The 24,034-nt window shown below is 70.6% G+C and carries 22 protein-coding genes and 2 tRNA genes; 8 read left to right on the forward strand and 16 right to left on the reverse strand.

The window, feature by feature from the left end; translation table 11 throughout:
• The first annotated feature begins 50 nt into the window (after positions 1–50).
• Together RAB70_RS15465 and RAB70_RS15470 are read left to right on the forward strand one after the other, a co-directional pair.
• A complete protein-coding gene (locus RAB70_RS15465; protein ID WP_265529445.1) occupies positions 51–1,247 on the forward strand; it encodes a DUF3142 domain-containing protein in 1,197 nt (398 codons plus the stop codon).
• Positions 1,234–3,447, forward strand: a complete 2,214-nt coding sequence (locus tag RAB70_RS15470) for a hypothetical protein (protein WP_225851589.1) — start codon at positions 1,234–1,236, stop codon at positions 3,445–3,447. Before RAB70_RS15465 ends, RAB70_RS15470 begins: the two co-directional genes overlap by 14 nt.
• A gap of 345 nt (positions 3,448–3,792) precedes the next feature.
• Here RAB70_RS15470 and RAB70_RS15475 read toward each other — a convergent pair whose 3' ends face one another.
• Together RAB70_RS15475 and RAB70_RS15480 are read right to left on the reverse strand one after the other, a co-directional pair.
• The gene (locus RAB70_RS15475; RefSeq protein ID WP_148828416.1) at positions 3,793–4,101 is read right to left on the reverse strand and encodes a hypothetical protein; all 309 of its coding nucleotides are present in this window, start codon (positions 4,099–4,101) and stop codon (positions 3,793–3,795) included.
• A gap of 9 nt (positions 4,102–4,110) precedes the next feature.
• Positions 4,111–4,575, reverse strand: a complete 465-nt coding sequence (locus RAB70_RS15480; protein ID WP_017917332.1) for an STY0301 family protein — start codon at positions 4,573–4,575, stop codon at positions 4,111–4,113.
• A 235-nt stretch (positions 4,576–4,810) separates the two neighbouring features.
• Between RAB70_RS15480 and RAB70_RS15485 the strand changes: the two genes are divergently transcribed.
• Positions 4,811–4,993 carry a hypothetical protein gene (locus RAB70_RS15485; RefSeq protein WP_192578921.1) on the forward strand — a complete coding sequence of 61 codons (183 nt, stop codon included), beginning with the start codon at positions 4,811–4,813 and terminating at the stop codon, positions 4,991–4,993.
• Positions 4,990–5,331, forward strand: a complete 342-nt coding sequence (locus RAB70_RS15490; RefSeq protein WP_225851590.1) for a TonB-dependent receptor domain-containing protein — start codon at positions 4,990–4,992, stop codon at positions 5,329–5,331. The genes RAB70_RS15485 and RAB70_RS15490 overlap by 4 nt, the downstream gene beginning before the upstream one ends.
• Before the next feature lie 156 nt (positions 5,332–5,487).
• On the opposite strand, the gene RAB70_RS15495 is transcribed toward RAB70_RS15490, so the two are convergent.
• On the reverse strand, positions 5,488–6,672 hold the full coding sequence (locus RAB70_RS15495; protein WP_148828419.1) for a hypothetical protein: 1,185 nt from the start codon (positions 6,670–6,672) through the stop codon (positions 5,488–5,490).
• Between the two features lie 385 nt (positions 6,673–7,057).
• Here RAB70_RS15495 and RAB70_RS15500 point away from each other — a divergent pair.
• The 4 genes from RAB70_RS15500 (at position 7,058) to RAB70_RS15515 (ending at position 10,901) form a co-directional block, all read left to right on the forward strand.
• Positions 7,058–7,131 (forward strand) — tRNA-Cys (locus tag RAB70_RS15500).
• A 192-nt stretch (positions 7,132–7,323) separates the two neighbouring features.
• Positions 7,324–8,613, forward strand: a complete 1,290-nt coding sequence (locus tag RAB70_RS15505) for an NRAMP family divalent metal transporter (protein ID WP_170268118.1) — start codon at positions 7,324–7,326, stop codon at positions 8,611–8,613.
• 147 nt (positions 8,614–8,760) lie between these two features.
• Positions 8,761–9,345 carry an SOS response-associated peptidase family protein gene (locus RAB70_RS15510; protein WP_017917329.1) on the forward strand — a complete coding sequence of 195 codons (585 nt, stop codon included), beginning with the start codon at positions 8,761–8,763 and terminating at the stop codon, positions 9,343–9,345.
• A gap of 224 nt (positions 9,346–9,569) precedes the next feature.
• Entirely contained in the window at positions 9,570–10,901 is a 1,332-nt protein-coding gene (locus tag RAB70_RS15515; protein ID WP_052250950.1) for a sigma 54-interacting transcriptional regulator, read from the forward strand.
• 77 nt (positions 10,902–10,978) lie between these two features.
• Here the strand turns inward: RAB70_RS15515 and RAB70_RS15520 are convergent, their stop codons facing one another.
• The 13 genes from RAB70_RS15520 to pgsA form a co-directional block, all read right to left on the reverse strand.
• Positions 10,979–11,758, reverse strand: a complete 780-nt coding sequence (locus tag RAB70_RS15520) for a TIGR04290 family methyltransferase (protein ID WP_017912651.1) — start codon at positions 11,756–11,758, stop codon at positions 10,979–10,981.
• A 31-nt stretch (positions 11,759–11,789) separates the two neighbouring features.
• A complete protein-coding gene (locus tag RAB70_RS15525) occupies positions 11,790–12,062 on the reverse strand; it encodes a hypothetical protein (RefSeq protein ID WP_148828420.1) in 273 nt (90 codons plus the stop codon).
• On the reverse strand, positions 12,049–13,164 hold the full coding sequence (locus tag RAB70_RS15530) for a glycosyltransferase (RefSeq protein WP_148828421.1): 1,116 nt from the start codon (positions 13,162–13,164) through the stop codon (positions 12,049–12,051). Before RAB70_RS15530 ends, RAB70_RS15525 begins: the two co-directional genes overlap by 14 nt.
• Positions 13,164–14,255, reverse strand: coding sequence for a glycosyltransferase (locus tag RAB70_RS15535; RefSeq protein WP_170268119.1), 1,092 nt, complete (start codon positions 14,253–14,255; stop codon positions 13,164–13,166). The genes RAB70_RS15530 and RAB70_RS15535 overlap by 1 nt, the downstream gene beginning before the upstream one ends.
• A complete protein-coding gene (locus RAB70_RS15540) occupies positions 14,248–15,372 on the reverse strand; it encodes a glycosyltransferase (protein ID WP_148828422.1) in 1,125 nt (374 codons plus the stop codon). The genes RAB70_RS15535 and RAB70_RS15540 overlap by 8 nt, the downstream gene beginning before the upstream one ends.
• The gene (locus tag RAB70_RS15545) at positions 15,369–16,532 is read right to left on the reverse strand and encodes a glycosyltransferase family 4 protein (RefSeq protein WP_148828423.1); all 1,164 of its coding nucleotides are present in this window, start codon (positions 16,530–16,532) and stop codon (positions 15,369–15,371) included. Before RAB70_RS15545 ends, RAB70_RS15540 begins: the two co-directional genes overlap by 4 nt.
• Positions 16,522–17,535, reverse strand: coding sequence for a Gfo/Idh/MocA family protein (locus RAB70_RS15550; protein WP_148828424.1), 1,014 nt, complete (start codon positions 17,533–17,535; stop codon positions 16,522–16,524). Before RAB70_RS15550 ends, RAB70_RS15545 begins: the two co-directional genes overlap by 11 nt.
• Positions 17,532–18,494, reverse strand: coding sequence for a zinc-binding dehydrogenase (locus RAB70_RS15555; protein ID WP_017917319.1), 963 nt, complete (start codon positions 18,492–18,494; stop codon positions 17,532–17,534). The genes RAB70_RS15550 and RAB70_RS15555 overlap by 4 nt, the downstream gene beginning before the upstream one ends.
• Complete coding sequence (locus RAB70_RS15560) at positions 18,491–20,611, reverse strand: NAD-dependent epimerase/dehydratase family protein (RefSeq protein WP_017917318.1); 2,121 nt, start codon at positions 20,609–20,611, stop codon at positions 18,491–18,493. The genes RAB70_RS15555 and RAB70_RS15560 overlap by 4 nt, the downstream gene beginning before the upstream one ends.
• Positions 20,608–21,765: an NAD(P)-dependent oxidoreductase gene (locus tag RAB70_RS15565; protein WP_223875492.1), complete on the reverse strand. Its 1,158-nt coding sequence runs from the start codon at positions 21,763–21,765 to the stop codon at positions 20,608–20,610. The genes RAB70_RS15560 and RAB70_RS15565 overlap by 4 nt, the downstream gene beginning before the upstream one ends.
• Entirely contained in the window at positions 21,752–22,759 is a 1,008-nt protein-coding gene (locus RAB70_RS15570; protein WP_051067897.1) for a UDP-glucuronic acid decarboxylase family protein, read from the reverse strand. Before RAB70_RS15570 ends, RAB70_RS15565 begins: the two co-directional genes overlap by 14 nt.
• 524 nt (positions 22,760–23,283) lie before the next feature.
• A tRNA-Gly gene (locus RAB70_RS15575) sits at positions 23,284–23,359 on the reverse strand.
• A gap of 36 nt (positions 23,360–23,395) precedes the next feature.
• Entirely contained in the window at positions 23,396–24,031 is a 636-nt protein-coding gene (pgsA, locus tag RAB70_RS15580) for a CDP-diacylglycerol--glycerol-3-phosphate 3-phosphatidyltransferase (RefSeq protein ID WP_010342633.1), read from the reverse strand.
• Positions 24,032–24,034: the final 3 nt, after the last annotated feature.

The following is a 24,034-nucleotide window of genomic DNA, read 5'->3' on the forward strand; positions in this document are numbered from 1 at the left end:
GTGGCAACGCTGCGGCCGCGTGTGGCCGCGCGTGTCCTGACCCGGCCGTCGTGTCGCTGCGCTGCGCGCTGCTCGGGCTGAGTCTGCTGCTTGGTGGCTGTGCGGCATCGGCCCCGACGCCGCTGCAACACCAGGTCTACGTCTGGCAGCGGCAATGGAGTGGCGCGCACGCGGTGGCGCTGGCACAGACCCGCGCGGACTTCTCGACGTTGCGCGTACTCGCGCTGCAGGCGCATCCGCGCGCCGGCTGGGGCCCCGCCGCGGTGGATCTGCGGCAGCTCGCCGCCGATGGCCGCCCGGTGATCGCGGTGGTGCGGCTGGACGGGCAATTGCCGCAACTGGACGCGACGCGCATCGACGCCGAGGTGCTGCACGTGGTGCGCACTTGGCGCGCCGCCGGCGTGGCGCTGCGCGGCGTGGAGATCGACCACGACTGCGCCACCGCGCGCCTGCCCGCCTATGTCGCCCTGCTGCGGCAACTGCGCGGCGCGCTGCCGGCCGACCTGGCGCTGAGCATCACCGCCCTGCCCGCCTGGTTGGACAGCCCCGCGCTGACGTCGCTACTGCGCACGGTAGACAGCTCGGTGCTGCAGGTGCATGCGGTGAATGCACCGACGGCCGGCCTGTTCGATCCGGTGCAGGCGCGACGCTGGGCCGACCGTTACGCCCAGCGCAGCGCCACGCCGTTCTGGCTGGCCCTGCCCGCCTACGGCGTCGCCCTGATCGACGGCACCGACGCCGACGCCGCACCGCTGATCGAAAGCGAGGTACCGCTGGCGGCGAGCGGCGCACGCCGCGAACTGCAGGTGTCGCCGCAGCAGCTCGCTGCCTTCGTCGATGCGCTGCGCGCCCACCGCCCGCCACACCTGGCCGGCATCGTCTGGTTCCGCCTGCCGCTGCCGGGCGACCGCCGCGCCTGGCCGCTGGCGACGCTGCAGGCGGTGGTGCACGGACGTCCGTTGCAGGCGGCCGTGCAGGTGCAGGCCAGCGGCACCGGCCCGGTCTACGACCTGACGCTCGCGAACGATGGCACGACCGCCGCCACGCCGCCGCAGCGCGTGGTCCTGCGCGGCAGCGCCTGCGAAGCCGGCGACGCACTCGGCGATTACCGGCTGCAATGGCCGGCACCGTCGCCCCGCTTCGAACGCACTCGCGCATCCCACCCCCTGGCCGCCGGAGAACGCCGTGCGCTCGGCTGGGTCCGCTGCCGCCGCCTGCACACAGGTGCCATCGATGTCCTGCCGTGATCCCCGACCCGCGGCCACGCTTGCCGCCGCGCTGATGCTGCTCCTGCTGCCGCTGGGCGGCGCCCGCGCCTGCGGCCCGGAGTTCCCGTACCGCCTGCTCGACGACCGTGCCGGCGCGCTGGCGCAATTACCCGAAGGCAGCTTCGCTCGCGAAGTGCAGCGCCTGGGCGCACCGATCGACGGCCTCGGCCGCGCCGGCACCGCGACCCTGCCGCGCTACTGGGACGCCAGCGCGCAGTTCCCGCAGCAGCGCGACGACGTCGAACGCCGGCAAGTGGGCACCGCGCGGTTCGCCCGGATCGAACAACTGCGCGCGCTGGACGACGCGCAGCAGGCCGAGCGCGACGGCGCCGACCTGCCACCGGAACTGCGCCTGTACACCGCCGGCGCGGTGGCGTTCGCGCAGAGGCATTATCCACAGGCAACGGACTACTTTCGCCAGGTGCTGGCCCTGCCCGAGGCACAGCGCCGGGCGCGCAGCACGTGGGCCGCCTATTCGCTGGGACGCAGCCTGGCGCTGGCCGCCGACGGCGCGCTGGCCGGTGATGCCGTGGCGCAGCGGCAGGCGTACCGGCAGCAGGCGCGGCAGGCCTTCCAGCAGACCCGCACGTTGCGCCTGGCCGGATTCGACGATCCGCTGGAGCTGGGCATCGCCAGCCTCGGCGAGGAGGCGCGTCTGCTGCTCGCCAGCGGCGACTGGAACGGCGCGATCGGCCTGTACGCGGTGCAGGCGGCACAGGGCTCGGACACCGGCATGAGTTCGCTCAAGCAGGTGGCCGCCGATCTCGCCCGCCGCAGCGATGCCGAACTGGCGCCGCTGCTGCGACAGCAGGCGGTGCGGCGGCTGTTGATCGCCCGGCTGCTCAGCGACAGCCACGCCTTCGATGCCGACTCCGGCAGCGTGCTGACCTCGGCGCGCTTCCTGAACCTGTTGCAGGACGCCGCGGGCGATCCGATGGAAGACGCCGACCGCCTGGCCGCGCTGGCCTATCGCCAGGGCGATTACCCCGGCACCGCGCGCCTGCTCGCGCATGCCAGCGACAGCGGCCTGGCGTGGTGGCTGCGCGCCAAGATGGCACTGCGCGACGGCGACGCCGCGCGTGCCGCACAGGCCTACGCGCAGGCATCCCGGCGCTTTCCGCCGAACGAGAACTGGGGCACGCGCCGCAATGGCGACTGGAGCAACGAGACGCTCAAACCGCAGTGCCGCATCGAGGGCGAAGCGGCGATCCTGGCGCTGCAACGCGGCAGCTACGTGGAGGCGTTCGCACAGCTGTACCGCAGCGGCGACCTCTACTGGGAAGACGCCGCCGCGGTCGCCGAGCGCGTCCTCACCGTGCCGGAACTGCAGGACTACGTGGATCGCCACGTGCCCGGCACGCCGCCGTCCACCGCGAACGCGGCACAGGAGTATTGGGAACGGACGCCGGCCCTGAAACTGCGCGAACTGCTGGCGCGCCGGCTGATGCGCGACGGCCGTTACGACGCGGCGCTGCCCTACTTCGCCCAGCCCGAATTGCGCGAGGCGGCGCGCCGCTATCGCGATGCGCGGCAGCAAGGCACATCGGCCTGGACCGGCATCGGCCGCGCCGAGGGCAATTACCGGGCCGCCCTGATCGCGCGCCGCCAGGGCATGGAACTGCTGGGCTACGAACTGGGGCCGGACAACCGGGTCTACGCAGGCAACTATGCCGAAGCCACGGCGCATGCGCAGCTGCGCCCCGGCGGCCTGATCGCCGCCGCCGAAGCGCAGCGCTGGAACGCCACCGCCGCGCAGCCTTACCGCCGCTACCACTACCGCTGGATCGCCGCCGCCCTGGCCGATCGCGCCGCCGACGACCTGCCCGCACGCAGCCAGGCCTACGCCGCCGCGCTGTGCCAGGCGACCGACTGGCTGATCACCCTCGACCCCGCGCAGGCGCGTCGGTCCTACCAGCGCTATGTCGCGCACGGCGCACTCAATCCGGTGCCTGGCAAGGCCTATGTGTTCGGCGTAGGCGCCTGCGAGACGCCGGATTTCGAGGGCGCGCGGCGGCGCCTGTGGATCGAGCGCGGCCAGGCCGTACGCCAGTTCGTGCACAAGCATCGGCTCGCCCTGTGCGCGGCCGGCCTGGCGCTGCTGGCCGCGGCAGGCTGGCTGGTGCGCCTGCGCATGCAGCGCAAGGCGCGGACAGTCGCAGCGCAAACGCCGCAGGACTGAGCCTGCGGCGCGGGTCGGCCGCGATCCGCGCACGAGCGCACTGCTTGCCACCACCGGCGAAACCGTCAGGCCCGCACTGCGCCGCCCCGACCAATCCCCAATCCCGACTCCCCAATCCCGAAGGTAGGGATCGCCGCCCCCGCTCGTCTCTTCAACAGGACTTTCCTGTTTACCGCTGGAATCGCGTCGATGCACGCGGCGCCGGCCGCTCTGTCGTCCTGGACGACCGTTCTCCCGATGCAGCACCGCACCACGCGCGACAAGGACGTCATCGCTCGCAGCATGCGCCGCGTGGCGTTCACGTGCCTGCGTCAGTCCCGCAGACACGCGGCCTGGAGCCTGCGCTCAGTTCCAGCAGTACCAGGCCAGGCAGGCGATCGCCAGCGCAACCAGGCAGCACAGGCGCACGCTGCGGCGGCGGCTCAGCAGCGCGTGCACGCCCTGCAACAGCACCAGCACCGCCAGCACGCACAGGCCAACCAACCGCCCGTTGCCGCTGTCCTGGAAGTTGGCCGAGGACAACTGCGGATCGGCACCGTCTACCCATGCGTACGGGCTACCGGACACGGCATACAGCAGCAGCATGCCCAACGCATAGCCGCTCCAGGACAGCACCTGCGCGGCGATCGCCACGGCCTTGCGCGCAGCTGCCATCGCGCGGCCTCACTCGCAGACGAACAAGGTGCCGGCAACCGGATCGGCACTGCTCGGACGCAGCGGCTTCGCTTCGCAGCGCGCGACGTCGCCGACACGCCGCGAGACCTGCACCCTGCCGTCAGGCCCGTATCCGCACACCAGATAGAGGCCATGCGGATCGGGCGCATCGAAGCGCCAGACCGACACGCCCGCATCGCCGGGGCGGCGCGCGTCCTCGTTGCTCGGCACCAGCGCAGCCATCTCGCGCGGCGGCCCGGAATAGACATTGCTGGAGAACAGCCGCATCGGCGGCGCGGCGGCGAGATCGACGCGGACATCGGCTGGCACGTCGGGACTCTGCAGCTGTGCCTCGGCGATGCGCAGGCGTTCGGGGCACTGCAGCATCTCCCTGGCCGCGGCGGGCGCAGCGGACACGGCGATGAGCAGCGGCAGCGCGCAGCGCGCCGTGGCAGACATTCCCTTCGACACCATCACACGCTCCCTGTCGACTGCAGGATCGAGACCGGCAAAGACCTCGGCCTTCGCCTCGCACGCCCGGCGGCACAGCCGACCACTGCTGCAGGCCACATCGCCAGGCCGCGCATACGGTGCCTCCGACATCGCCAAAGGTCAACGCGACGACACGACGCGCAGCCGACGTCATCGCGCGCGCTGGCGCCATTCTCTGCGTCCCCCCCCGCCTCATCACCCGCAAATGCCGGTCGGCATGACCGCCAACTACGCCTACTACCTGGACGAGGTGAAGGGCAGCACCAGCTGGAACCCGTTCGAAGGCATCCGCTGGCAACCGATCCCGCCCACATCGTTTTGCATGCGCATCGGTCCGCCGCCGCAGCGAAGGAGTCGCCTGATGTCACCCACGTTAGCTGCACACCGACCGTGGAAGTGACCGCCAGCAGCAACCCGCGCGAGCTAGGCAAGCCGCTGTCGGCGGTGTCGCGCCACGCCGCGGCACTGTGGGCCGACTACCGCTTCGACAGCGGCATCCGGCTCGGCCTGGGCGCGCGCTATACCGGCGCCAACCGTGGCGACCTGGACGCCGCACGCGCCGAAGTGCCGGCGTTCACCCTGTTCGACGCGCTGCTCGGCTACGACCGCGACCGCTGGAGCCTGGCCTTGAACGTGCACAATCTCGCCGACAAGACCTACCTCAGCAACTGCGACGCCTACGACAACTGTTACTACGGCGAGCAGCGACGCGTCATGGCCACGGCCACGTATCGCTGATGAGGCAGCGCGGGCGCGATGGCAGCCTGTGCCATCGCGCCCGCGTCTGCTGCAGGTCGATGCGCAGGCTGCGCCTCGGGTGCCGCTGGCGGCATTGCATGCCAGGCAGACAGGTCTGCCACCGGCAACCGGCGACTGCGGGCGCGACGCAGCCCCTCAATCGCCCGGTTGCGTCGCCCTGAAACCCGCATGCCCGCAGGCCGCGTCGTAGGCGTAGTCGCCCGCGGCGAGCAGGTGACGGCCGCTGTTGATTTGCGCAGGTGGCGTCTTCAGCGGACCGCGCCACTGCACGCTGTCCGGGGTCGCCGCCTTGCCATCGCCGACCGCAAAGCTGTAACCGAACACCGATTGCCCCTTCGCGTCGACGACGTCGAGCCGCAGCTGGGTGGCATCCGGCACCACGCGCGTGGGATGGCCCGCCATCTCCACGGTCTGTTGCAGGCTGGTGGGCGTGGCGGGCGGCACCACCGGGTTGAGCATCATGTAGGACACGCCGGTATCGGGCAGCAACTTGCCGCAGACGCGGTAGTCGCTGCCGCTGCCGGGAAAGCTGGCGCAGGCACTGGGCGCTTGCCAGTCGCCCGGCGCGTCGGCGGTGGCGGCGCCGCGCTGCAGTGGCACCAGTGCGAACCCCTTCAGCGCCGGCTGGCTGACGCCCAGGGTGATGCCCTTGGCACTGACGATGTAACCGGGGCTCATGCGCTGCGCGCGCATCTGCGCCAGGTTGAGGAACGGATTGCGCGCGGCGTCGACGACGCGGTCATAGCCCACGCCCATCATGCCGAAGGTCGGCGAGATGGTGCTGCAGTTGCGCAGCACCTGGGTGCTGCTGCTCAACGCGGGGCTGCCATCGTAGCCGGCGCAGGTGGCCGGCACCTGTGCCAGCGGCTTGGGTGGCCGGGCCACGCTGGCGACATCGCAGGTGCACTGCGCGGCCAGCACGGTGATGCGGTCCACCCGCGCGGCGGCGCGTTTGCCGTCGGGCGAGACACCGAGTTGCATCGGCACGTCCACGTACTTGCCGGGGTGATATTTGCTGTCGCTCGAGTAAAAGATGTGGCCGGGCGTGCTGGACGCGTCCCAGGCACTGCGCAACGCGTCGCTCAGCGGCACCACAACGCCGGTGGAACCGGTATCCACCTCCAGCACCTGACTCCCCTTGCTGCGGCCGTCGGCATCGCTGCCGAGCTGCACCCGCACCTGGTAAGCGAACTTGGGCGTGGCCTTGGAGGCCAACGGCAGGTCCACCGTCTGCGTCTGCAGCGCGCAGGTCTGCGCGGCGGCGGTGGCGCTCGCGGCCAGGCACAGCGCGGTCCCGCTCCAGCGTGTCCATCGGTTCATGGCGATGTCTCGTTTGGGTGTGGCGCCATGCTAGAGCGCGGCAGCACGCCCATCGTGCGTGGATCCGCACGATGCGGCGCTTGTCTACGGCCGCTGGCGTGGCGCTGTGGTCGGCATTCCAGTGACGACGCGACGCCACATGCACACGCGAGACGCGCATCAGGATCCCGGCAACGCCTGCGCGCGCGCAATCCAGGGTTGCCAAGCCGGGGAGCTTGGTACACAATGCAGTCCGTTGTGCGCCGGGCTGGTTCAAAAACATCTTTTGAATCAATGCGTTGGACGAGAGCCGCAAGGCATCGTCCGGTTCCCGCCGCAAGGGCCCCGGCAGCGGGGCTTTGTTTTGTCGGACGCCACAGGCGTTGCGGCGAGACGTCAGTCCACCGGCCTGGTGGCAGAGTGGTTATGCAGCGGACTGCAAATCCGCGTACGCCGGTTCAATTCCGACCCAGGCCTCCATCTTGTTTCGACGCCATGGGCCGCTTGCTGCGGCCCATTTGCGTTGGTGGCTTGCGGTGCGATCGCCTGCCCCACGCAGGCGCCGCGATCGCGCTGCACCTGCCCGCCTTCACTTCGCGTACGCAGTACCGCCGACGCCGCATTTAGACCGGCCTGCATAGGGTCGATGTTCCGCCCGACCTGCCGATCGCGATGACCCCACCCGCCGCGCATGCCGAGCCCGCGCCTACCCGGCGGCGCGTGCTGTTCCGTCTGCTGGGGTCCGGCGTGGTCACCGGCGCCGCCGACGACGATCCGTCCGCCATCGGCACCTACGCCAGCGCCGGCGCGCGCTACGGCTTCGCGTTCCTGTGGATCGCGCCGGTGCTGTTGCCGATGATGTACCTGGTGGTCTACCTGTCGGCGAAGCTGGGGCGGGTGACCGGCAAGGGGCTGTTCGCGATCATCCGCGACCGCTATCCGCGCTGGGTGCTGTACCCGGCCGTCGGGTTCGCCTTCGCCGGCAACGTGATCGAAGCGGCGACCAATCTCGGCGGCATCGGCGCGGCGCTGAACCTGCTGATCCCGCTGCCGGTGCCGGCGATCGTGGTCGCAGCGGCGCTGGCGATCTTCCTGCTGCAATTCTTCGGGTCCTACCGCCTGCTGAAACGGATCTTCCGCTGGCTGGCGCTGGCGCTGTTCGCCTACGTGGCCGCTGCGCTGCTGGCGCGCCCCGACCTGCGCCAGGTGTTGCGCGGCACCTTGGTGCCGTACGCCGAGTTCAGCCGGGAGTATCTGTCGATGATCGTCGCCTGCATCGGCACCTCGTTGTCGGCCTATATCTTCACCTGGCAGTCCAACCAGGAAGTGGAAGAACAGATCGCCGCCGGACGGCGCAGCGTGGCCGCGCGCCAGGGCGCCAGCGCCGGCGAACTGCGCCGCACCCGTCGCGACGTCCTGGTGGGCATGCTGTTCTCCAACATCATCCTGTACTTCATCCTGCTCTCCACCGCCGCCACCCTGCACCGCTCCGGCCAGACCGAGATCGCCACGGCGGCACAGGCCGCGGCCGCGCTGGAGCCGTTGGCCGGGCCCGCGGCCAAGTGGCTGTTCGCGCTGGGCGTGGTCGGGGTGGGCTTCCTGGCGGTCCCGGTGATGACCACCGGCGCTGCCTACGACCTGGTGCAGGGCATCGGCCACAAGGGCAGCCTGCACGCACAGCCGCGCGAGGCGAAGCTGTTCTACGCGACCATCGCGCTGGTCACGGCGATCGCGGTGGGGCTGAACTTCCTCGGCGTCAACCCGATGAAGGCGCTGGTGCTGTCTGGCATCGTGCAAGGCATGACGGTCCCGCCGTTGCTGTTGCTGATGATGCGGATGAGCAACGACCGCACGCTGATGCGCGGCCGCGTCAACAGCCGCCTCACCAACGCGCTCGGCTGGATCGCCGTGACGGTGACCTTCGCCGCCGGCGCCTGCCTGCTGGTCACGCTGCTGCGGTAGGCGCGCAAAAGCTGCGCGACTGAAAAACTTTCGCTGGCGCGCGCCGCTGGCTGCGCGGCGCAGGGCGCAACGACGCACTGGGAGGGAAGAAGAAGATGCTGGCACGCGTCCTGCGTCCACAAGGCATCCGCTTTCGGCCGCACCGCGATGATCCTCAGCTTTCTGCAATCCCGCCTGCCCGCCTGGCCGGTGCAGGATCCCGTCACCGCCGGACGTACCAGCGAGATCGCTGCCGGCCAGCAAGCGCAGATCCTGGTGCTGTGGGGCGGCGAAGTGCGCAACGAGCGCGCCCTGTTCGGGCGCCGCGATGCGCCGCAGGATCCGCTGATCACCAGCGAACGTCGCGAACGCGCCTGGCAGGGCGCGCAGACCGCGGTGTGGGAAACGCAGCGCTGCCTGGTGCCGATCGCCGGCTTCCGCAGCGCCGACGCCGCGCGTGGCGGCCCCTGGATCTGCGAAGACCCGGGTCCGCTGTTCGCCGCCGGGTTGCGCAGCAGCATGCAGACCCAGGAGGGCTTTCATCTCTCCTGCTTCTCACTGCTCACCGAGGCACCTGCAGTGCCCGCACTGCCGGACGAAGTGCCGGTCCTGATCGGCGCCGACGACGTCATCGAATGGCTGTACCTGGATGGGCAGGACGCATTGCGGCGACTGGATGTCGCGCAGCAGCGGCGCTTCGTCAGCGTCGATGCCCTGCTGCGCGGTCCGTTGCCACCCGAGCGCATGCATTGAGCGCAGCCGCGCGCGGTCGGGAATGTGCCGGATGCCGCAGGCAGGATACGGCGTCGCGCACAGGCGGTGCTGCAGAGCTGCTCCATGGACACGCGCGTTGCACACATTGCTGAAGCGACCCGAATCCGCTTCAGCATGATGAGGGCTCGAATCAGGACGTTTTCGCCTTGCGCTCACACATGCGGAGGACGATGGAATGACCTGATTCGCGGAGTACAACCCGCATGACCAAACCCCTGCTTGCGATCGTGGATGGCAACAGTTCGTTGTCGGACCATGTGTCCACCTTCTCCCAGCGCCGCGGCCTGGCGCTGACCCGCCTGCCCTCGCTCGAACACGCGCGGCACTGGCTGCAGCAACAACGCGCCGACCTGCTGCTGCTCGACGGCGACGCCGAGCGCGGCGCGGCGATGGACCTGATCAACGGCCTGGCCGGCCGCTCGGACGCGCGCGTGGTGCTGCTGGCCACCGAGGCGCAGATGCCGAAATGGCGCGGGCTGGCCGGCGACAGCGTGGAGCTGCTGCAGCGGCCGCTGCCGTGGACGCAGTTCGACGGCCTGCTCGATCAGATCCTGTGCCGCCTGCCGCCGCGGCGCGGGATGGCACGCTTCGGCCTGGTCGGCGAATGCGCGGCGATCGCGCGCGTGCAGCGCGACATCGCCCGCGTCGCGCCGTTGGACATCTCGGTGTTGGTCGCCGGCGAAACCGGCACCGGCAAGGAACTGCTGGCCAAGGCCATCCACGAGGCCAGCGGCCGCAGCGGGCGCCTGGTCGCGGTGAACTGCGGCGCGATTCCGCCGGAACTGCTCGCCAGCCAGCTGTTCGGCCACGAGCGCGGCAGCTTCACCGGCGCCAACCAGCGCCACGCCGGCTATTTCGAACAGGCGCAGGGCGGCACGCTGTTCCTGGACGAGATCGGCGAGATGGCGCCGGAACTGCAGGTGTACCTGCTGCGTTGCCTGGAAACCGGCGCGATCACCCGCGTCGGCAGCGACGCGGAAGTCCGCCTCGACGTGCGCATCGTCGCCGCCACCCACCGCGACCTGCTGGGCGAGGCCAGCACCTTGCGCCGCGACCTGTATTACCGGCTGTCGCAGTACGTCATCGAGTTGCCGCCGCTGCGCGAGCGCGGCGACGACGTGCACCTGATCGCCGACACGCTGCTGGACACGCTCAATCGTCGCTATGGGACCAGCAAGCAGTTCGACACGTTCTCGCGGACCGTGCTGGGACGGCACCGTTGGCCGGGCAACGTGCGCGAACTCTCCAGCGCAGTGACGCGCGGCTATTACCGTGCCGACGGCGAGGTGGTGACCATCGAGCCGCTGCTGCACGGCGAGGTGCCCATGGCGCAAGACGTGCCTTGCCACTGCGGCAACACCGGCGACGCGGTGACGTTCCGCGTGGGCACGCCGCTGAAGCAGATCGAACAGGAGATGCTGGTGCGCACCCTGCGCATCACCGGCGGCGACAAGTCCGCGGCGGCGCGCAGCCTGGGCATCAGCGTGCGTACCATCTACAACCTGATGTCGCGCGGCGACCGTGACGTCAACTGAGCGCGGCAGGGCGCGCCGTCGCGGCGCGCCCTGCCGGGCGATCTGCAGCCACGGCGGTCAGTGCGCGGCCGGGCGGATCAGTCCAGGCCGCAGGCCGCGCGCAGTTCCTCTTCGATCGGTGCGACCTGGCCGGGCGGCCGCTGCTGCGGCCGGCATAGGTAGGTTTCCTCGGCGATGCGCGCGTCCACCGCGAACCCCGCGCTGCGCAGCATGGCTTCCACGCCGGCATGGTTCGGTGCCCACCAGTTGGTGGGATCGTCGGCCAGGCGATGCTCGATGAAGGCCATCTTCGGCCAGCCGGGCTCGCACATGCGCCCGCGCTCTAGCATGCCGATGTCGCGCGGCGCCGGATAGACCTCCTCGCCGGGCATGGTCATGGTCTGCAACACCAGCATGCGGCGACACAGGCGACGCACGATGTCCAGGGCCAGCAGCGGATGCCGCAGGTGGTACAGCACGCCCATCATCCACACCAGGTCGTACTGCTCGGCTTCGCGCGCCAGCGCATACAGCTGCATCTGCCGGAAACGCACGTGGCGCTCCAGCCCGAACTGCGCCGCTGCCCATTGCGCCTGCCGCAGGTAGTGCGGATTCATGTCGATCGCCACCACCTCGGCGCCGCGCCTGGCCAGCTCGAAGCTGTAGAAGCCGGCGTTGCAGCCGATGTCCAGCACCCGCCAACCGCGAAGATCGGCCGGGACATGCGGCGCGATCTGCCGCCACTTGCAGGCCGGGAAATCGCCGTACGGATGCGTCGGCAGGGTCTGCCGGCCATCGGGCAGGTGCAGGTTGTGGAACCACGGCCCCAGCGCCTGCATCGGATCGACCGGGTCGAGGGACGGAACGGCGGATTGCATGGCGGTCTCCCGGGAAGGCGCCGAGCGCGGCTCAGCGGTTGACGAACTTGAAGAAGCGGCTCTGGCTGCCGTCGCTGGTCTTCTCCTGATACAGGAAGGCCAGCTCTTCTTCTTCGAACTTGTCGAAGAAGTCGTCCCAGCTGATTTCTTCCAGCGCCGCATCGTCGCGGAACAGGATGCGCAGCACGCCGGCATCCTCGTCGGCTTCGGTGCCGCGCACGCTGGCCGGACGGCCGCTGCGCGCCTCGGCCCAGCGGCGGATCTCGTCGTGATCGGTGGTGGTCTTGGCGTCATGCGAGGGCATGCGAGGATCTCCTGGCGGAGGTGGATGGCGCCGCGTCGGCGACGCGGTCGAGGGCATCGTGCAGGGCCTGCGCGCGATGCGCGGCGGTGTGTTCGGCGAGCACGCGGCGGCGCCCCGCCTCGCCGATCGCCATGCGCTGCGCTTCCGGCAGCTCGCGGAGCCAGCCCAGTACGTCGGCCGCACGCCGTGCGATCAGGATTTCCCTGCCAGGCGCGAACAGCGTTTCCAGGCCTTCCCAGGGATCGGAGATGATCGGCGTGGCGCAGGCCGCCGCTTCGAACAGGCGCACGCTGGGCGACCAGCCGGCCAGCACCATGTCGGCACGGGTCAGATTGAGGGTGAAGCGCTGCTGGTTGTAGAAGTCCATATGCTGCGCCGGCGGCAGGTGCGCGCAGCGCTGCACGTTGTCCGGCCAGACGATGTGCGGCGGATACAGCGGACCGGCGATCACGAAGCGGCCCTGCGGCCAGGCCAGCGCCGGCTGCAGCAACAGCCGCTCCAGCGGCGGCTGGCGGTCGTCGCTGTAGGTGCCCATGTAGCCCAGGTCGTAACGATGCGCCTGCGGCTGCGGCCGGTATTGCTCCGGATCGAACGCGCAGTACAGCGGCACCGCGCGCGGCGCGCCGTAGACGCGTTCCAAGCGTTGCAGGGTCGGGCCGCCGGTGAAGGACAGATACAGGTCATAGTGCGGAATCAGCGCCGGCGACAGGTAGGCGCAGTCGCCGCGCTGCAGCGCCGTCAGGGTCACCGGGGTGTCGATGTCGTAGAACGCGACCACGCCGCGCGCGGTCTGCTGCACCCACGTGCCCACGGCGATGCCGTTGGGCACGTAGGAACCCACGATCACCAGGTCCGCCGCGGCGATCGCGGCGGCGTGCCGATCCTGCAGTTCCTCGAGGCTGGCATACAGCACCGGCGCGCACGGCAACTGCGCCGGCGGATCCTGGTGCTCGGCGTACCAAGGCACGTCGCGCTCCAGGAACAGCACGCGGTCGCCGCGCGCCTGCAGCGCGGCGATCAGTCCGCGGTAGGTGGTGGCATGGCCGTTGCCCCAGGACGAGCGCAGGCTCAGGCCGAGGATGACGATATCGCGCGCGGCCATCACGCCGCCTCCCGCTGCCGCGCGTCCAGCAAGGCTTCCACCTCGCGCGCACGGTGCGTGTAGGTGTGGTCGCGCAACAGGCGTTGCCGTGCCCGCGCGCCAATCGCCTGCGCCTGCGCGGCGTCGATGCGTTGCAGGTAATGCGCCACCTGCTCGCTGTCGTGCGCGACCAGCACCTCGCGCTGCGGTTCGAGGAACGCCTCGATCCCTTCCCAGGCATCGACGATCAGGCAGGCGCCGGCGCCGGCCGCCTCGAACACCCGCGTCGGCGGCGACCAGCCGAAGCGCGCCATGCTGTCGCGGTTGACGTTGAGCACCATGCGCACGCTGCAGTTGAAGGCGTTGTGGTCGCGCGTGGACACGTGGCCGAGCGTGCGCACGTTGTCCGGCAGGTCTGCGTCCCAACCGCTGCCGCCGAGCAGGAATCTCGCGTCAGGCAGGCGCCGCGCCGGTTCCAGGAAGAACTGCCGCACCCGCGCCTCGCGGTCCGGCAGGCGGTTGCCGAGGAAGCCCAGGTCGGCGGCAAAATCCCGCTGCGCCGGCGACGGATGGTGGCTCGAGGGGTCCAGCGCGTTGTAGATCGGCACGCATTCGGCCGCGCCCAGTGCGCGATAGGCAGAGACCACGCGCGGCCCGCCGCCGTAGGTCAGCACCAGGTCGTAGCGCGGGATCTGCGCGCGGAACGGGTCGTCCGCATCGGCCTGCACCCGCTCCAGCGTCGCCGGCGCGTCCACGTCCCAGAACAGCACCTGGGTGCGCGGCGAGCGCAGGCCCAGCACTTCGCGCTCCAGGAACGCATCGAACACGCCGACGCCGCTGGCCTTGACCACCACGTCGGCGCCGCGCGCCTGCTCCAGCGCGCGCGCCGCATCGGCCTCGGCGGCCCCGGGATACACGGTGACCTGCGCCCACTCCGGATCGTCGATGTCGCGGTGCTGCTGGCGCCCGAACGCATCGGGCTCGAAGAAGTGGATGCGGTGGCCGCGCTGCGCCAGTGCATGCAGCAGGCCGCGGTAGTAGGTGGCCGCCCCGTTCCAATACGAGGACACCAGGCTGGAACCGAAGAAGGCGATCTGCAACGGGCTAGGCATGACTGAGGCTCCGGTGGTCGTGGCGCGCGGCGGGCGCGTCGAGTTCGGCGAGGACCGCCAGCAGTTCGTCGACGCGGTGCGCGCAACTGTGGCGGGTGCGGATGGTGTGCAGACCGTGCATGCGCAGCGCCGCGGCCAGCTCGGCGTCGTGCAGCACGTCGTGCAGGTGGCGCTGCATCTGCGCACCGTCGCGCGCCACCAGGTAATCGCGGCCGGGCGCGAACAACTGTTCGGCGTCCTCCCACGGCGCGCACACCAGCGGAATGCCGCAGGCCAGCGCCTCGAACACGCGGATCGTGGGAATGCCGGGCAAGGCGCGCACGTAGGGCCGCCGCGGCACGTGCACGGTGACGCGGAAATGCGCGAACGCCTGCGGCGCGCGATGGTTGGGCAGCCAGCCGGCATAGTCGATGCCGGCCGCGGCCAGCGCCTGCAGGGCCTGCGGCGGATAGCGCACGCCGTGGATGCGCGCGCGAAGGCGCAGGCGCCGCACCGGCTGGATCAGGAAGGTATCCAGTTCCTGCGCGCGCTCGTCGTCGCCCCAGTTGCCGATCCACAGCAGGTCGCCCTGCTGCGCCTGCCCGAGCTGCGGCTGGAACACGCGCAGATCCGCCGCCTCGTGCCAGGTCCACACGCGCGCGCTCCAGCCATGGCGCAGATACTGCTGGCGCACCGCTTCGCCGAAGGCGAGTACGCCGTCGTAGTCGGACAGGTCGAACTGCGCCATCTCGTCGGGGGCGCTGACCGAGCGGTGGTGGGTGTCATGGAACAACACGCGACATCCGGCAGGCGCCTCGCGGCCGACCCGCGCGATCAGCGCCGGCGCGTTCCATTCGTGTACCAGCACCACGTCGGCACCATCCAGCACCTGCGTCAGATCCAGCGTGGCCAGGTCGTAGCGCGTGCTGCGCAGCTGCGGAAAGGCATCGGCGAAGGCCTGCAACGGCGCTTCGCCCTCCTCCGCCTGCAGTTGCGCACGGCTCCAGCTGTCGTGCGGCTCGTACACCGCCACCGCGTGCCCGCGCGCCTGCAGTTCGGCGACGATGCCGCGCAGGAAATGCGCATTGCCGTGGTTCCAGTCCGACACCAGCGAGTGATAGAACAGCACGAATTTCATGCACCGACTCCGATCGAGGAAAGCAAGGGGACCGGCGGGCCGGCGCGTCCGGCAACGCGGGGCGTGCCGCGATGCGCGATCAGCGCCCGATAGCGCTGGCGATAGGCCGCGGCCATGGCGGTGGCGGTGTAGTGCCGCGCCTGCGCAACCGCGCGCCGGGCCATGCGCTGACGCAGCAGCGGATCGCCGATCAGGCGCTGCAACTGCGCCGTCAGCGCCCGTGCGTCGTCCGGCGCGACGTACAGCGCCGCATCGCCCCAGACCTCGCGCAGGCTGGGGATGTCGCCCAGTACCAGGGCGCAGCCGGCCTGCGCCGCTTCCAGCGCCGACAGCCCGAACGGCTCGTAGCGCGCCGGCAGCGCATACACGCTGGCGCGGGCCATCCAGCGGCGCAGGCGCGACGGCGACAGCTGGCCCAGCCGCAGCGCCGGCGCGATCGCCGCGGTGCCGCCGTCCGGATGCGCCGCTTCGCCGGCAATGCGCAGCGCCCACGGCAGCTGCGGCGCCACCGCGGCCAGCGTCCGCAGATTCTTCGCCTCGTCCCACAGCCGTCCTGCCGCCAGCACCAGGGGTCGCTTGGCGCTGGCCGGCACCGGCCGCGACAGCGGCGCGGTGCCATTGGCGATCACGCTGCACGGCACGTCCAGCGGATACTGCGCGCGCAAGGCCGCCAGCATCGCCTGGGTCGGCGCGACCACGTGATCGGCCGCCGCAAGGCCCGCAGCGACCGTCGCGCGGTAGTGATCCCACTCCGGCGGCAGCGCCTCGCCGCGCACCGCCTGCCACCAGGAGCCGACGCAGGAATGCGCGGTCATCAGCACCGGCGCAGGCCACGCCAGGGCGCCGTGCGCATAGTCGTTCAGATGCACCACGTCCGGACGCACCTGCGCCGCCAGTGCCTGCAGCCAGCGCCCGGCGGCGGCAACGTCGGCCCAGGGATCGTCCATCCACAGCAGCCGGTAGCCGCTGGCATGCACGCGCAGTCCCTGGATCGCCGCGGCCTCGCGCCACTGCGCCGGCGTGGGGGTCGCGCCCATCGTCGCCAGTTCCACGCGATCGCCCTGCGCGGTCAGCACCCGGCACAGGCTCAGCGCGTACTGCCACACGCCGCCGACGGTGTCGGCGGTCATCAGGATCCGCAGCGGGCGCTCAGCGTCCATAGAGCGCGTCCACGGTGCGGGCGACCTCGAGCAGATGCAGCGCCGCCGGGTCGAAACCGGGGTCGGTGGCCAGGCGCTCGGCCCAGTCCAGCAAGGCGCGCCCGCCCCAGGCGTCCGGTGGCGAAGCCAGGCGCTCGCAGCGCGTGCCGTCGAAGCGGTCCACGGTGAAGTCGAAGAACGAGCCGTCGACATTGCGCAGTGCCGCGCCGCCACCGGTGCCGTACACGTTGGCCTGGATCACCGCGTCGCAACCGGCCGGCAGCCGCCACGAGCAGGCCATGCGCACGCTGGCGCCGTTGTCCATGCGCCACTGCGCGCTGGCGTAGTCCTCCACCTGCCGCACCGGCCGGGTCAGCGGCCGGCCTTGCGCGTACAGTGCCGCCTGCAGCTCGTGATGGCCGCCGCTGCCGGTGAGCCACATCGCCAGGTCCAGCAGATGGATGCCCAGGTCCATCACGCAGCCGCCACCGGAACGGGCGATGTCGTAGAACCAGTCCTTGTCCGGGCCGTAGGCGTTGTGGAACAGCAGGTCGATCGCGAACACCTCGCCCAATGCGCCCTGCGCGATCTGCTCGCGCAGCGTCGCCATGCCCTTGGCGAAGCGGTAGCTGAAATCCACCGCGAGCAGGCGGTCGTGGCGTCGCGCCAGCGCCAGCACCTGCTCGGCTTCGGCGGCGGTGCGGGTCAGCGGCTTCTGGCAGAACACCGCCAGGCCGCGCTGCAAGGCCGCGGCGGCCTGCGCCGCGTGCGCGCCACTGGGCGTGGCGATGACCAGGCCGTCCAGGTCCTCGCGCGCCAGCAGCGCCTCCAGGTCGGGCAGCAGGTCGGCGGCCGGTGCGTCTTGGCGTGCGTCGTGCAGCGCCGTCGCGCTGGCATCGGCGATCGCCACCACCTCGCCGAGCCCGCTGTCGGCCAGGGCGCGCATGCGCGCGCGGCCGATCCAGCCGACCCCGAGGAAGCCCAGCCGTGGCGCGCGCCAGCGCGGTTGCGCGTACGCGTTCATGCCAGCACCACGGCTTTGAGGAACCCATCCGGGCGCGCGTCCATTGCCGCGAATGCCTGCGGCAACTGGTCCAGCGCGTAGCGATGGGTCAACAGCGGGAACGGATCCAGGCGCCCGTCGGCGACCGCCTCCACCGCCTCCTGCAAGCCGCGCAACGCCACCCGCGGATCGCGTTCGTGCGCGTTGACCACGTCCAGGCCGCGCCAGTTCCACTGCTGCATGTCGACCTGGCGCGGGCCGTCCTGGTGGTAGCCGGCGATGACCAGGCGCCCGCCCTCGCCGCACAGCGCGCTGGCGATATCCAGGGTGACCTGCTCGCCTGCGGCCTCGATCACCCGCAGGCAGCCGCTGCCGCCGGTGAGTTCGTGCACCGCACCGATCGCCGCGTAGCGATCCTCGGTGGCCAGCGTGGCGCTGGCGCCGCACTGGCGCGCGACCTGCAGGGCGTAGTCGCGCCGCGACAGCGCGATCACCTGCGCACCCAGGCCGGTGGCCAACTGGATCAACAGCGCGCCGATGAAGCCCACTCCGACCACCGCCACGGTCTGGCCGGGGCGGATGTCGCTGCGGCGCAGGATGTTCATCGCACAGGCCAGCGGCTCGCCAGGCAGGTCGCGGCCGTCCAGCGCCGGCGGCAACCGCACCAGCGCATCGGTCTCGGCCAGGTCGTACTCGGCGTAGGCCCGGCCGGACAATAGCGCGACTCGGTCGCCCGGCGCCCAGCCCTGCACCTCGGCACCGACCGCGTCGATCTCGCCCCAGCCTTCGTGGCCCGGCGCACCGGGTTCGAACGGATAGGCGAACCAGGGCCGGCCGGCCCACACCGGCAGATTGGACGCGCACACGCCGCAGCCCTGCAGGCGCACCCGCACCTGCTGCGGGGCGGGTTCGGGACGCGACTGGCGCTGCGTGACGATGCGGCCCGGGCCTTCGAACACGGCGGCATGCATGCTGTTCATGCGGCGTGGATCCTCCGTTGCGGTGGGGAAACAGGTGCGGCGCGCTCGGCCTGCGTGTGCAGCCAGCGGTGCAGCCGGGCGATGCCGGCCTCGGCGCCGACGCGAGGTGACCAGCCGGTGGCCGCGGCGAAGGCGCGGGTGTCGGAGACGTAATAACGCTGGTCGCCGACCCGCGGCGCCGCGTGCGCCAGTTCCAGGCGATGGCCGACCAGCGACTCGATCCGGCGCAGCACCTCGCGCAGGCTGGCGGCGTTGGCGGGGCCGCCGCCCATGTTGAACGCCCGCCCGGACAGCCGCGGCATCTGCGCCTGGCATTGCAGGAACGCCTCGACCAGGTCGTCCACGAACAACAGATCGCGGACCTGGCGGCCATCGCCGTATACGGTGATCGGCTGCCCCTGCAGCGCGCGGATCAGGAAATGCGCGACCCAGCCCTGGTCTTCGTTGCCGCATTGGTGCGGGCCGTAGATGCAGCTCATCCGCAGCACCACCGCCTGCAGGCCGAAGCTGCGCGCATAGTCCAGCACGTACTGGTCGGCACCGCCCTTGGAGCAGCCGTAGGGGCTGTGGAAATCCAGCGCGCGGCGCTCGTCGATGCCGCGCGCGCGCAGCAGCGGATCGCTCGGCTGGTAGCGCTGCGCGTCGGCTTCCAGAGCGACGTCGTCCAGCGCGCCATAGACCTTGTTGGTGGAGGTGAACAGCAGCGGCGGCGGGCGCCGCGCGCCGCGGATCGCCTCGAGCACGTTGAAGGTGCCGCGCAGGTTGACCTCGAAGTCGTGCGACGGATCCTCCAGGCTGGAGGTCACCGCCACCTGCGCGGCCAGGTGGAACACCTGCGCCGCCTGCGCCACTGCATCGCCGAGCAGATGCCGATCGCGCACGTCGCCCACTTCCACCTGCAGACGCTCGCCGGGATAGTGGCGACGCAGCCACTGCAGGTTGTGCTCCACGCCCGGGCGCGACAGGTTGTCGTAGACGATGACCCGGCGTCCGCTGTCGAGCAGGCGCGCGGCCAGATTGGTGCCGATGAAGCCGGCGCCGCCGGTGATCAGCACCGCATCCTGCCCACGCGACCGCGGCAGGGTGTGGATCGGCGCGTGCGCGTCGGCGCGTGGCGCGACCGTCGGCGCCGGCGCGAGGTCCGGGCGCGGCGCGCGCGACAGGTTGGCGCCGTGCTCGTGGTGCAGCGACGCCAGCGCCTGGATGCCGTCGTAGCCCTGCTCGGCCCACAGCCGGTACAGCAGCTTGGCGCGGCCGCGCTCGTCGCGCAGGCCGAAGTGATAGTGGCGCTCGTCCTCGTGGAAACCGTCCTGGTGGCTGATGCTGCCGTGCAGGTCGCGCGCGGCATACCAGTACAGCCGCTCCACCGGCGCATCCAGGGTCTCGCGCAACTGCCGTACCTGCTCGATCTCGTCATGCCGCCAGGTCGAATACCCGGTCTCGCTGAGCCAGACCTGCGGCTGCAGACCGTGCGCGGCCAGCACCGCGCGGACGTCGCCGAGCACCTCCGCCCACGGCCGGCGGCGGAAATCCCAGGTGCCGGGAAAGCCGTGCACGCCGACCGCGTCGATGTGCGCCAGCGCCCCACGCTGCGCCATCAGCGCCAGCCAGTTCGGATCGGTCGGGCACATGCCGCCGAGCAGGGTCTTCTTGCCCAACTGGTGCGCCCAGTGCGCGGCCTGGCCGATCATCTCGGCGAAGCGCTGCCAGTCGTGGTCCAGGTGCCAGTCCCAGTCGTTGAGGTTGTTCGGCTCGTTCCACAGTTCGATCCACTCGAAGCCGGCGCCGAAGCGACCCACCACCTGGTCGATGAAATCGGCGAAGGCCTTGCTGTCGCGCGGCGGCGACGCCGTGCGCGGCTCCAGCCCCAGCGATGGCGGGGTGTAGCAGAAGCACGGCAGCACCTCGCAGTGGGCGCTCAGCAGCGGCATCAGCCAGGCGTACCAGCGCTCGCCTTCGGCGGTGTGCCAGTCGGCCCAGGAGAACTGGGTGCGCAGCCGGCGCACGCCGAGCTCGCGCATGTCGCGCAACAGCGCATGCACCGCATCCTCGTCGCCGATGCGCAACCATTCGATCAGGCCGATCTCGGCCAGCCGTTCGCGTGCCTGTGCGCTCATCCCTGCAACCCCCGCCGCGCCAGCTCGGCATTGGCCGCCTCCACGCCGTCGGCGGCGGTCTGCTCGCGCAGCCACTCCACCAGTTCTTCCAGGCCCTGCTGCAGGTCCACCTGCGGCGCATAGCCGATGCGTTCGCGGGCCAGCGCGATATCGGCGAAGCAGTGGCGGATGTCGCCGACCCGGTAGTTGCCGGAGACCTGCGGCGGCAGATCGTCGATGCCCATCGCCGCGGCGATGCGCTGCCCCACTTCGTTGATGCTGACCGCCTGGCCGCTGCCGACGTTGAGCGCCAGGCCGGCGGCGCTTTCGCATTCGTAGGCCAGGCGGCAGGCGCGCGCGACGTCGCTGACATGGACGAAATCGCGGCGTTGCGCACCGTCCTCGAAGATCACCGGCGGTTTGCGGTTGAGCAACCGCGCCGCGAAGATCGCCAGCACACCGGTGTAGGGATTGGACAGCGCCTGGCGCGTGCCGTAGATGTTGAAGAAGCGCAACGCGGTGGTCGGGATCGCATACGCCTGGCCGACGATCAGGCACAGGCGTTCCTGGTCCAGCTTGGACAGCGCGTACACCGAGGAAGGTTCGGCCGGCTTGCGTTCGTCGGTCGGCACCGGCTGCAGCGGGCGCCCGTCCACGCTCGGCTCCCACTGCGCGCGGCGCAGTTGCGCCAGCGGGCGCTCGCGCACCGGCACCGGCGTGCCGTCGGCATCGACGTAGGCGCCCTCGCCGTAGATGCTCATGCTCGACGCCACCACCAGCCGCTGCACCGGCCGCTCCACCAGCGCTTCCAGCAGCACCGCGGTGCCGAGATTGTTGGTATGGGTGTAGTGCGCGATCTGGTACATGCTCTGGCCGACGCCGACTGCCGCGGCGAGGTGAAACACCCCGTCCACATCGCGCAGCGCAAGCCGTACCGCCACCGGATCGCAGACGTCGCCGACCATCAGCTCCACGTCCTCCGCGAGATACGCCGGTCGCGCGGCCTGCATGCCGTGCACCTGCGCGCACAGGTTGTCCAGCACCCGCACCCGGTAGCCGTGGGCAAGCAGTTCGTCGGCCAGATGCGAGCCGACGAAGCCGGCGCCACCGGTGATCAGCACGCGCTTGCCGGCCTGCGCGCGGCTGGCGCTGCTCCTGAGTTCATGCACAGTCACGTTCCACCTCCAGGTCCGGGATGTCGTGCAGATGCGCCTGGAACCAGGCGATGGTGCTGCGCAGGCCCTCGTCCAGCGCCACCCGCGGTTCCCAGCCGAGCTCGCGCCGCGCCAGGCCGATGTCCGGACAACGCCGGGTCGGATCGTCCTTGGGGATGGGCCGGCGCACGATGCGCGAGGACGAGCCGGTCAGCGCGAGGATGCGCTGCGCCAGTTCGGCCACGGTGATCTCGTGCGGGTTGCCGAGGTTGACCGGACCGGTCCAGCCACGCGGGCTGCGCATCAGTTGCACGATGCCCTCGACCAGATCGGAGACGTAGCAGAACGAGCGGGTCTGGCTGCCGTCGCCGTACAGGGTCAGCGGTTGCCCGCGCAGCGCCTGCACGATCAGGTTGGACACCACCCGGCCGTCGTCGTTGCGCATGCGCGGCCCGTAGGTGTTGAAGATGCGCCCGACCTTGATGTCGGTGGCATACAGGCGGTGATAGTCGAAGAACGCCGCTTCGGCGCAGCGCTTGCCCTCGTCGTAGCAGGCGCGCGGGCCGATCGGGCTGACCGCGCCGCGATAGTCCTCGCGCTGCGGATGCACTTCCGGCTCGCCGTAGACCTCGCTGGTGGAGGCCTGGAAGATGGTCGCGCCATTGCTGCGCGCCACCTCCAACAGGTTGATCGCACCTTCCAGGCAGGTCTGCAGGGTATGCAGCGGACGCGCTTGGTAATGCACCGGCGAAGCGCAGCAGGCCAGGTTGAACACCCAGTCGACCTTGGCCTGATACGGCTGCACTACGTCGTGGGCGACGAAGCGGAAACGCGGACGCGCCAGCAGGTGCGCGATGTTGTCCAGCGAACCGGTCAGCAGGTTGTCCAGCACGGTGACGTCGTAACCGTCGTCCAGCAGACGCTCGCACAGATGCGCGCCGACGAAGCCGGCACCGCCGGCGACCAACGCGCGCGGTGGCGCTTGGGTGGTAGGGGAAGGAATTGCGCCATCCATCATCGACTCCTCGCAGAGGCCGGGCGTCATCGCCTGGCGTGGGAGACTCAGCGCAAATCGCGTGCCAAGTACCGGCGAAACCGCAGCGCAATGCGGCGGACGGCGTCGCTGCGCGCGATGCCGCGGACGTTTCGGCGACGGCCTGTCCCGTTCTGTGACCGACGCGTACGCAATGCGTGCATGCGCGCGTGGGCGTGACGTGAAGTCAGCCGCGCGCCTGCAAGGCGCGAAGGAAAAAATTGCCGGGCTGGGGCCGCGTCAGCGCGTAACCTGCGCCAGCGGCGCGGCCCATGCTGCAACGGTCGCGAATGCTCGGCCAACGGGGCCGCAGTGAGGGAGGCGGGACGTTCTCGCCTCCGCGCGGCTGGCACGACAATCGGGACGGCGCATCCGCACCGGCGATGCGCCATGCCCCGGGTCAGGCGAGCGCCGTGGCTTCGGCCGGCATGCGGGCATGAAAAAAGGGCCGAAGCCCTTTTTCGGACATCCTGTGCATCTGCACTGGATGTCGGTACTGCTGAATGTGGAGCGGGAAACGAGACTCGAACTCGCGACCTCAACCTTGGCAAGGTTGCGCTCTACCAACTGAGCTATTCCCGCTTGAGGCCGCGAATTCTACCGGGACCACGCAGCCTGTCAACCGTTGCCTTCGATTTTTTTCGCGTTCTTTTCCGCCACCGCCGCGCGCTCGTCGTCGCGCAGGCTCGGCCAGGCCGCATGCAGGTACTGGATGCCCGACAACAGGGTCAGGATCGCGGCGATCGCCAGGGTCCAGTCGCCGACGTGGAAGACGAACAGGCCCATCCACACGCTCTCCGGCGGCGAGCCGTCGGGCATCACCGAGTACAGCAGGCACAGCAGCGCCACCATCTGCGCGGTGGTCTTGATCTTGCCGATCATCGCCACGCGCACCTTGGCGCGCTGGCCGATCTCGGCCATCCATTCGCGCAGCGCCGACACCGCGATCTCGCGGCCGACGATCACCGCCGCCCAGAACGCCATCCACGGCGTCGGGTGGCCCTGCACGATCAGGAACAGCGCCACCGCCACCATCAGCTTGTCGGCCACCGGATCCAGGAACGCACCGAACGCGGAGTACTGGTGGTAGCGCCGCGCCACCCAGCCGTCCAGCCAGTCGGTGAACGCGGCCAGGCCGAAGATCGCCGCCGAGGCGAAGTTGGTCCAGGTGTACGGCAGATAGAACACCAGCACCAGCACGGGGATCATCACGATCCGCAGCAGCGTGAGCCAGGTGGGGATGGTCAACTTCATTGC

It is taken from the genome of Xanthomonas sontii, assembly GCF_040529055.1.
Taxonomy (GTDB): domain Bacteria; phylum Pseudomonadota; class Gammaproteobacteria; order Xanthomonadales; family Xanthomonadaceae; genus Xanthomonas_A; species Xanthomonas_A sontii.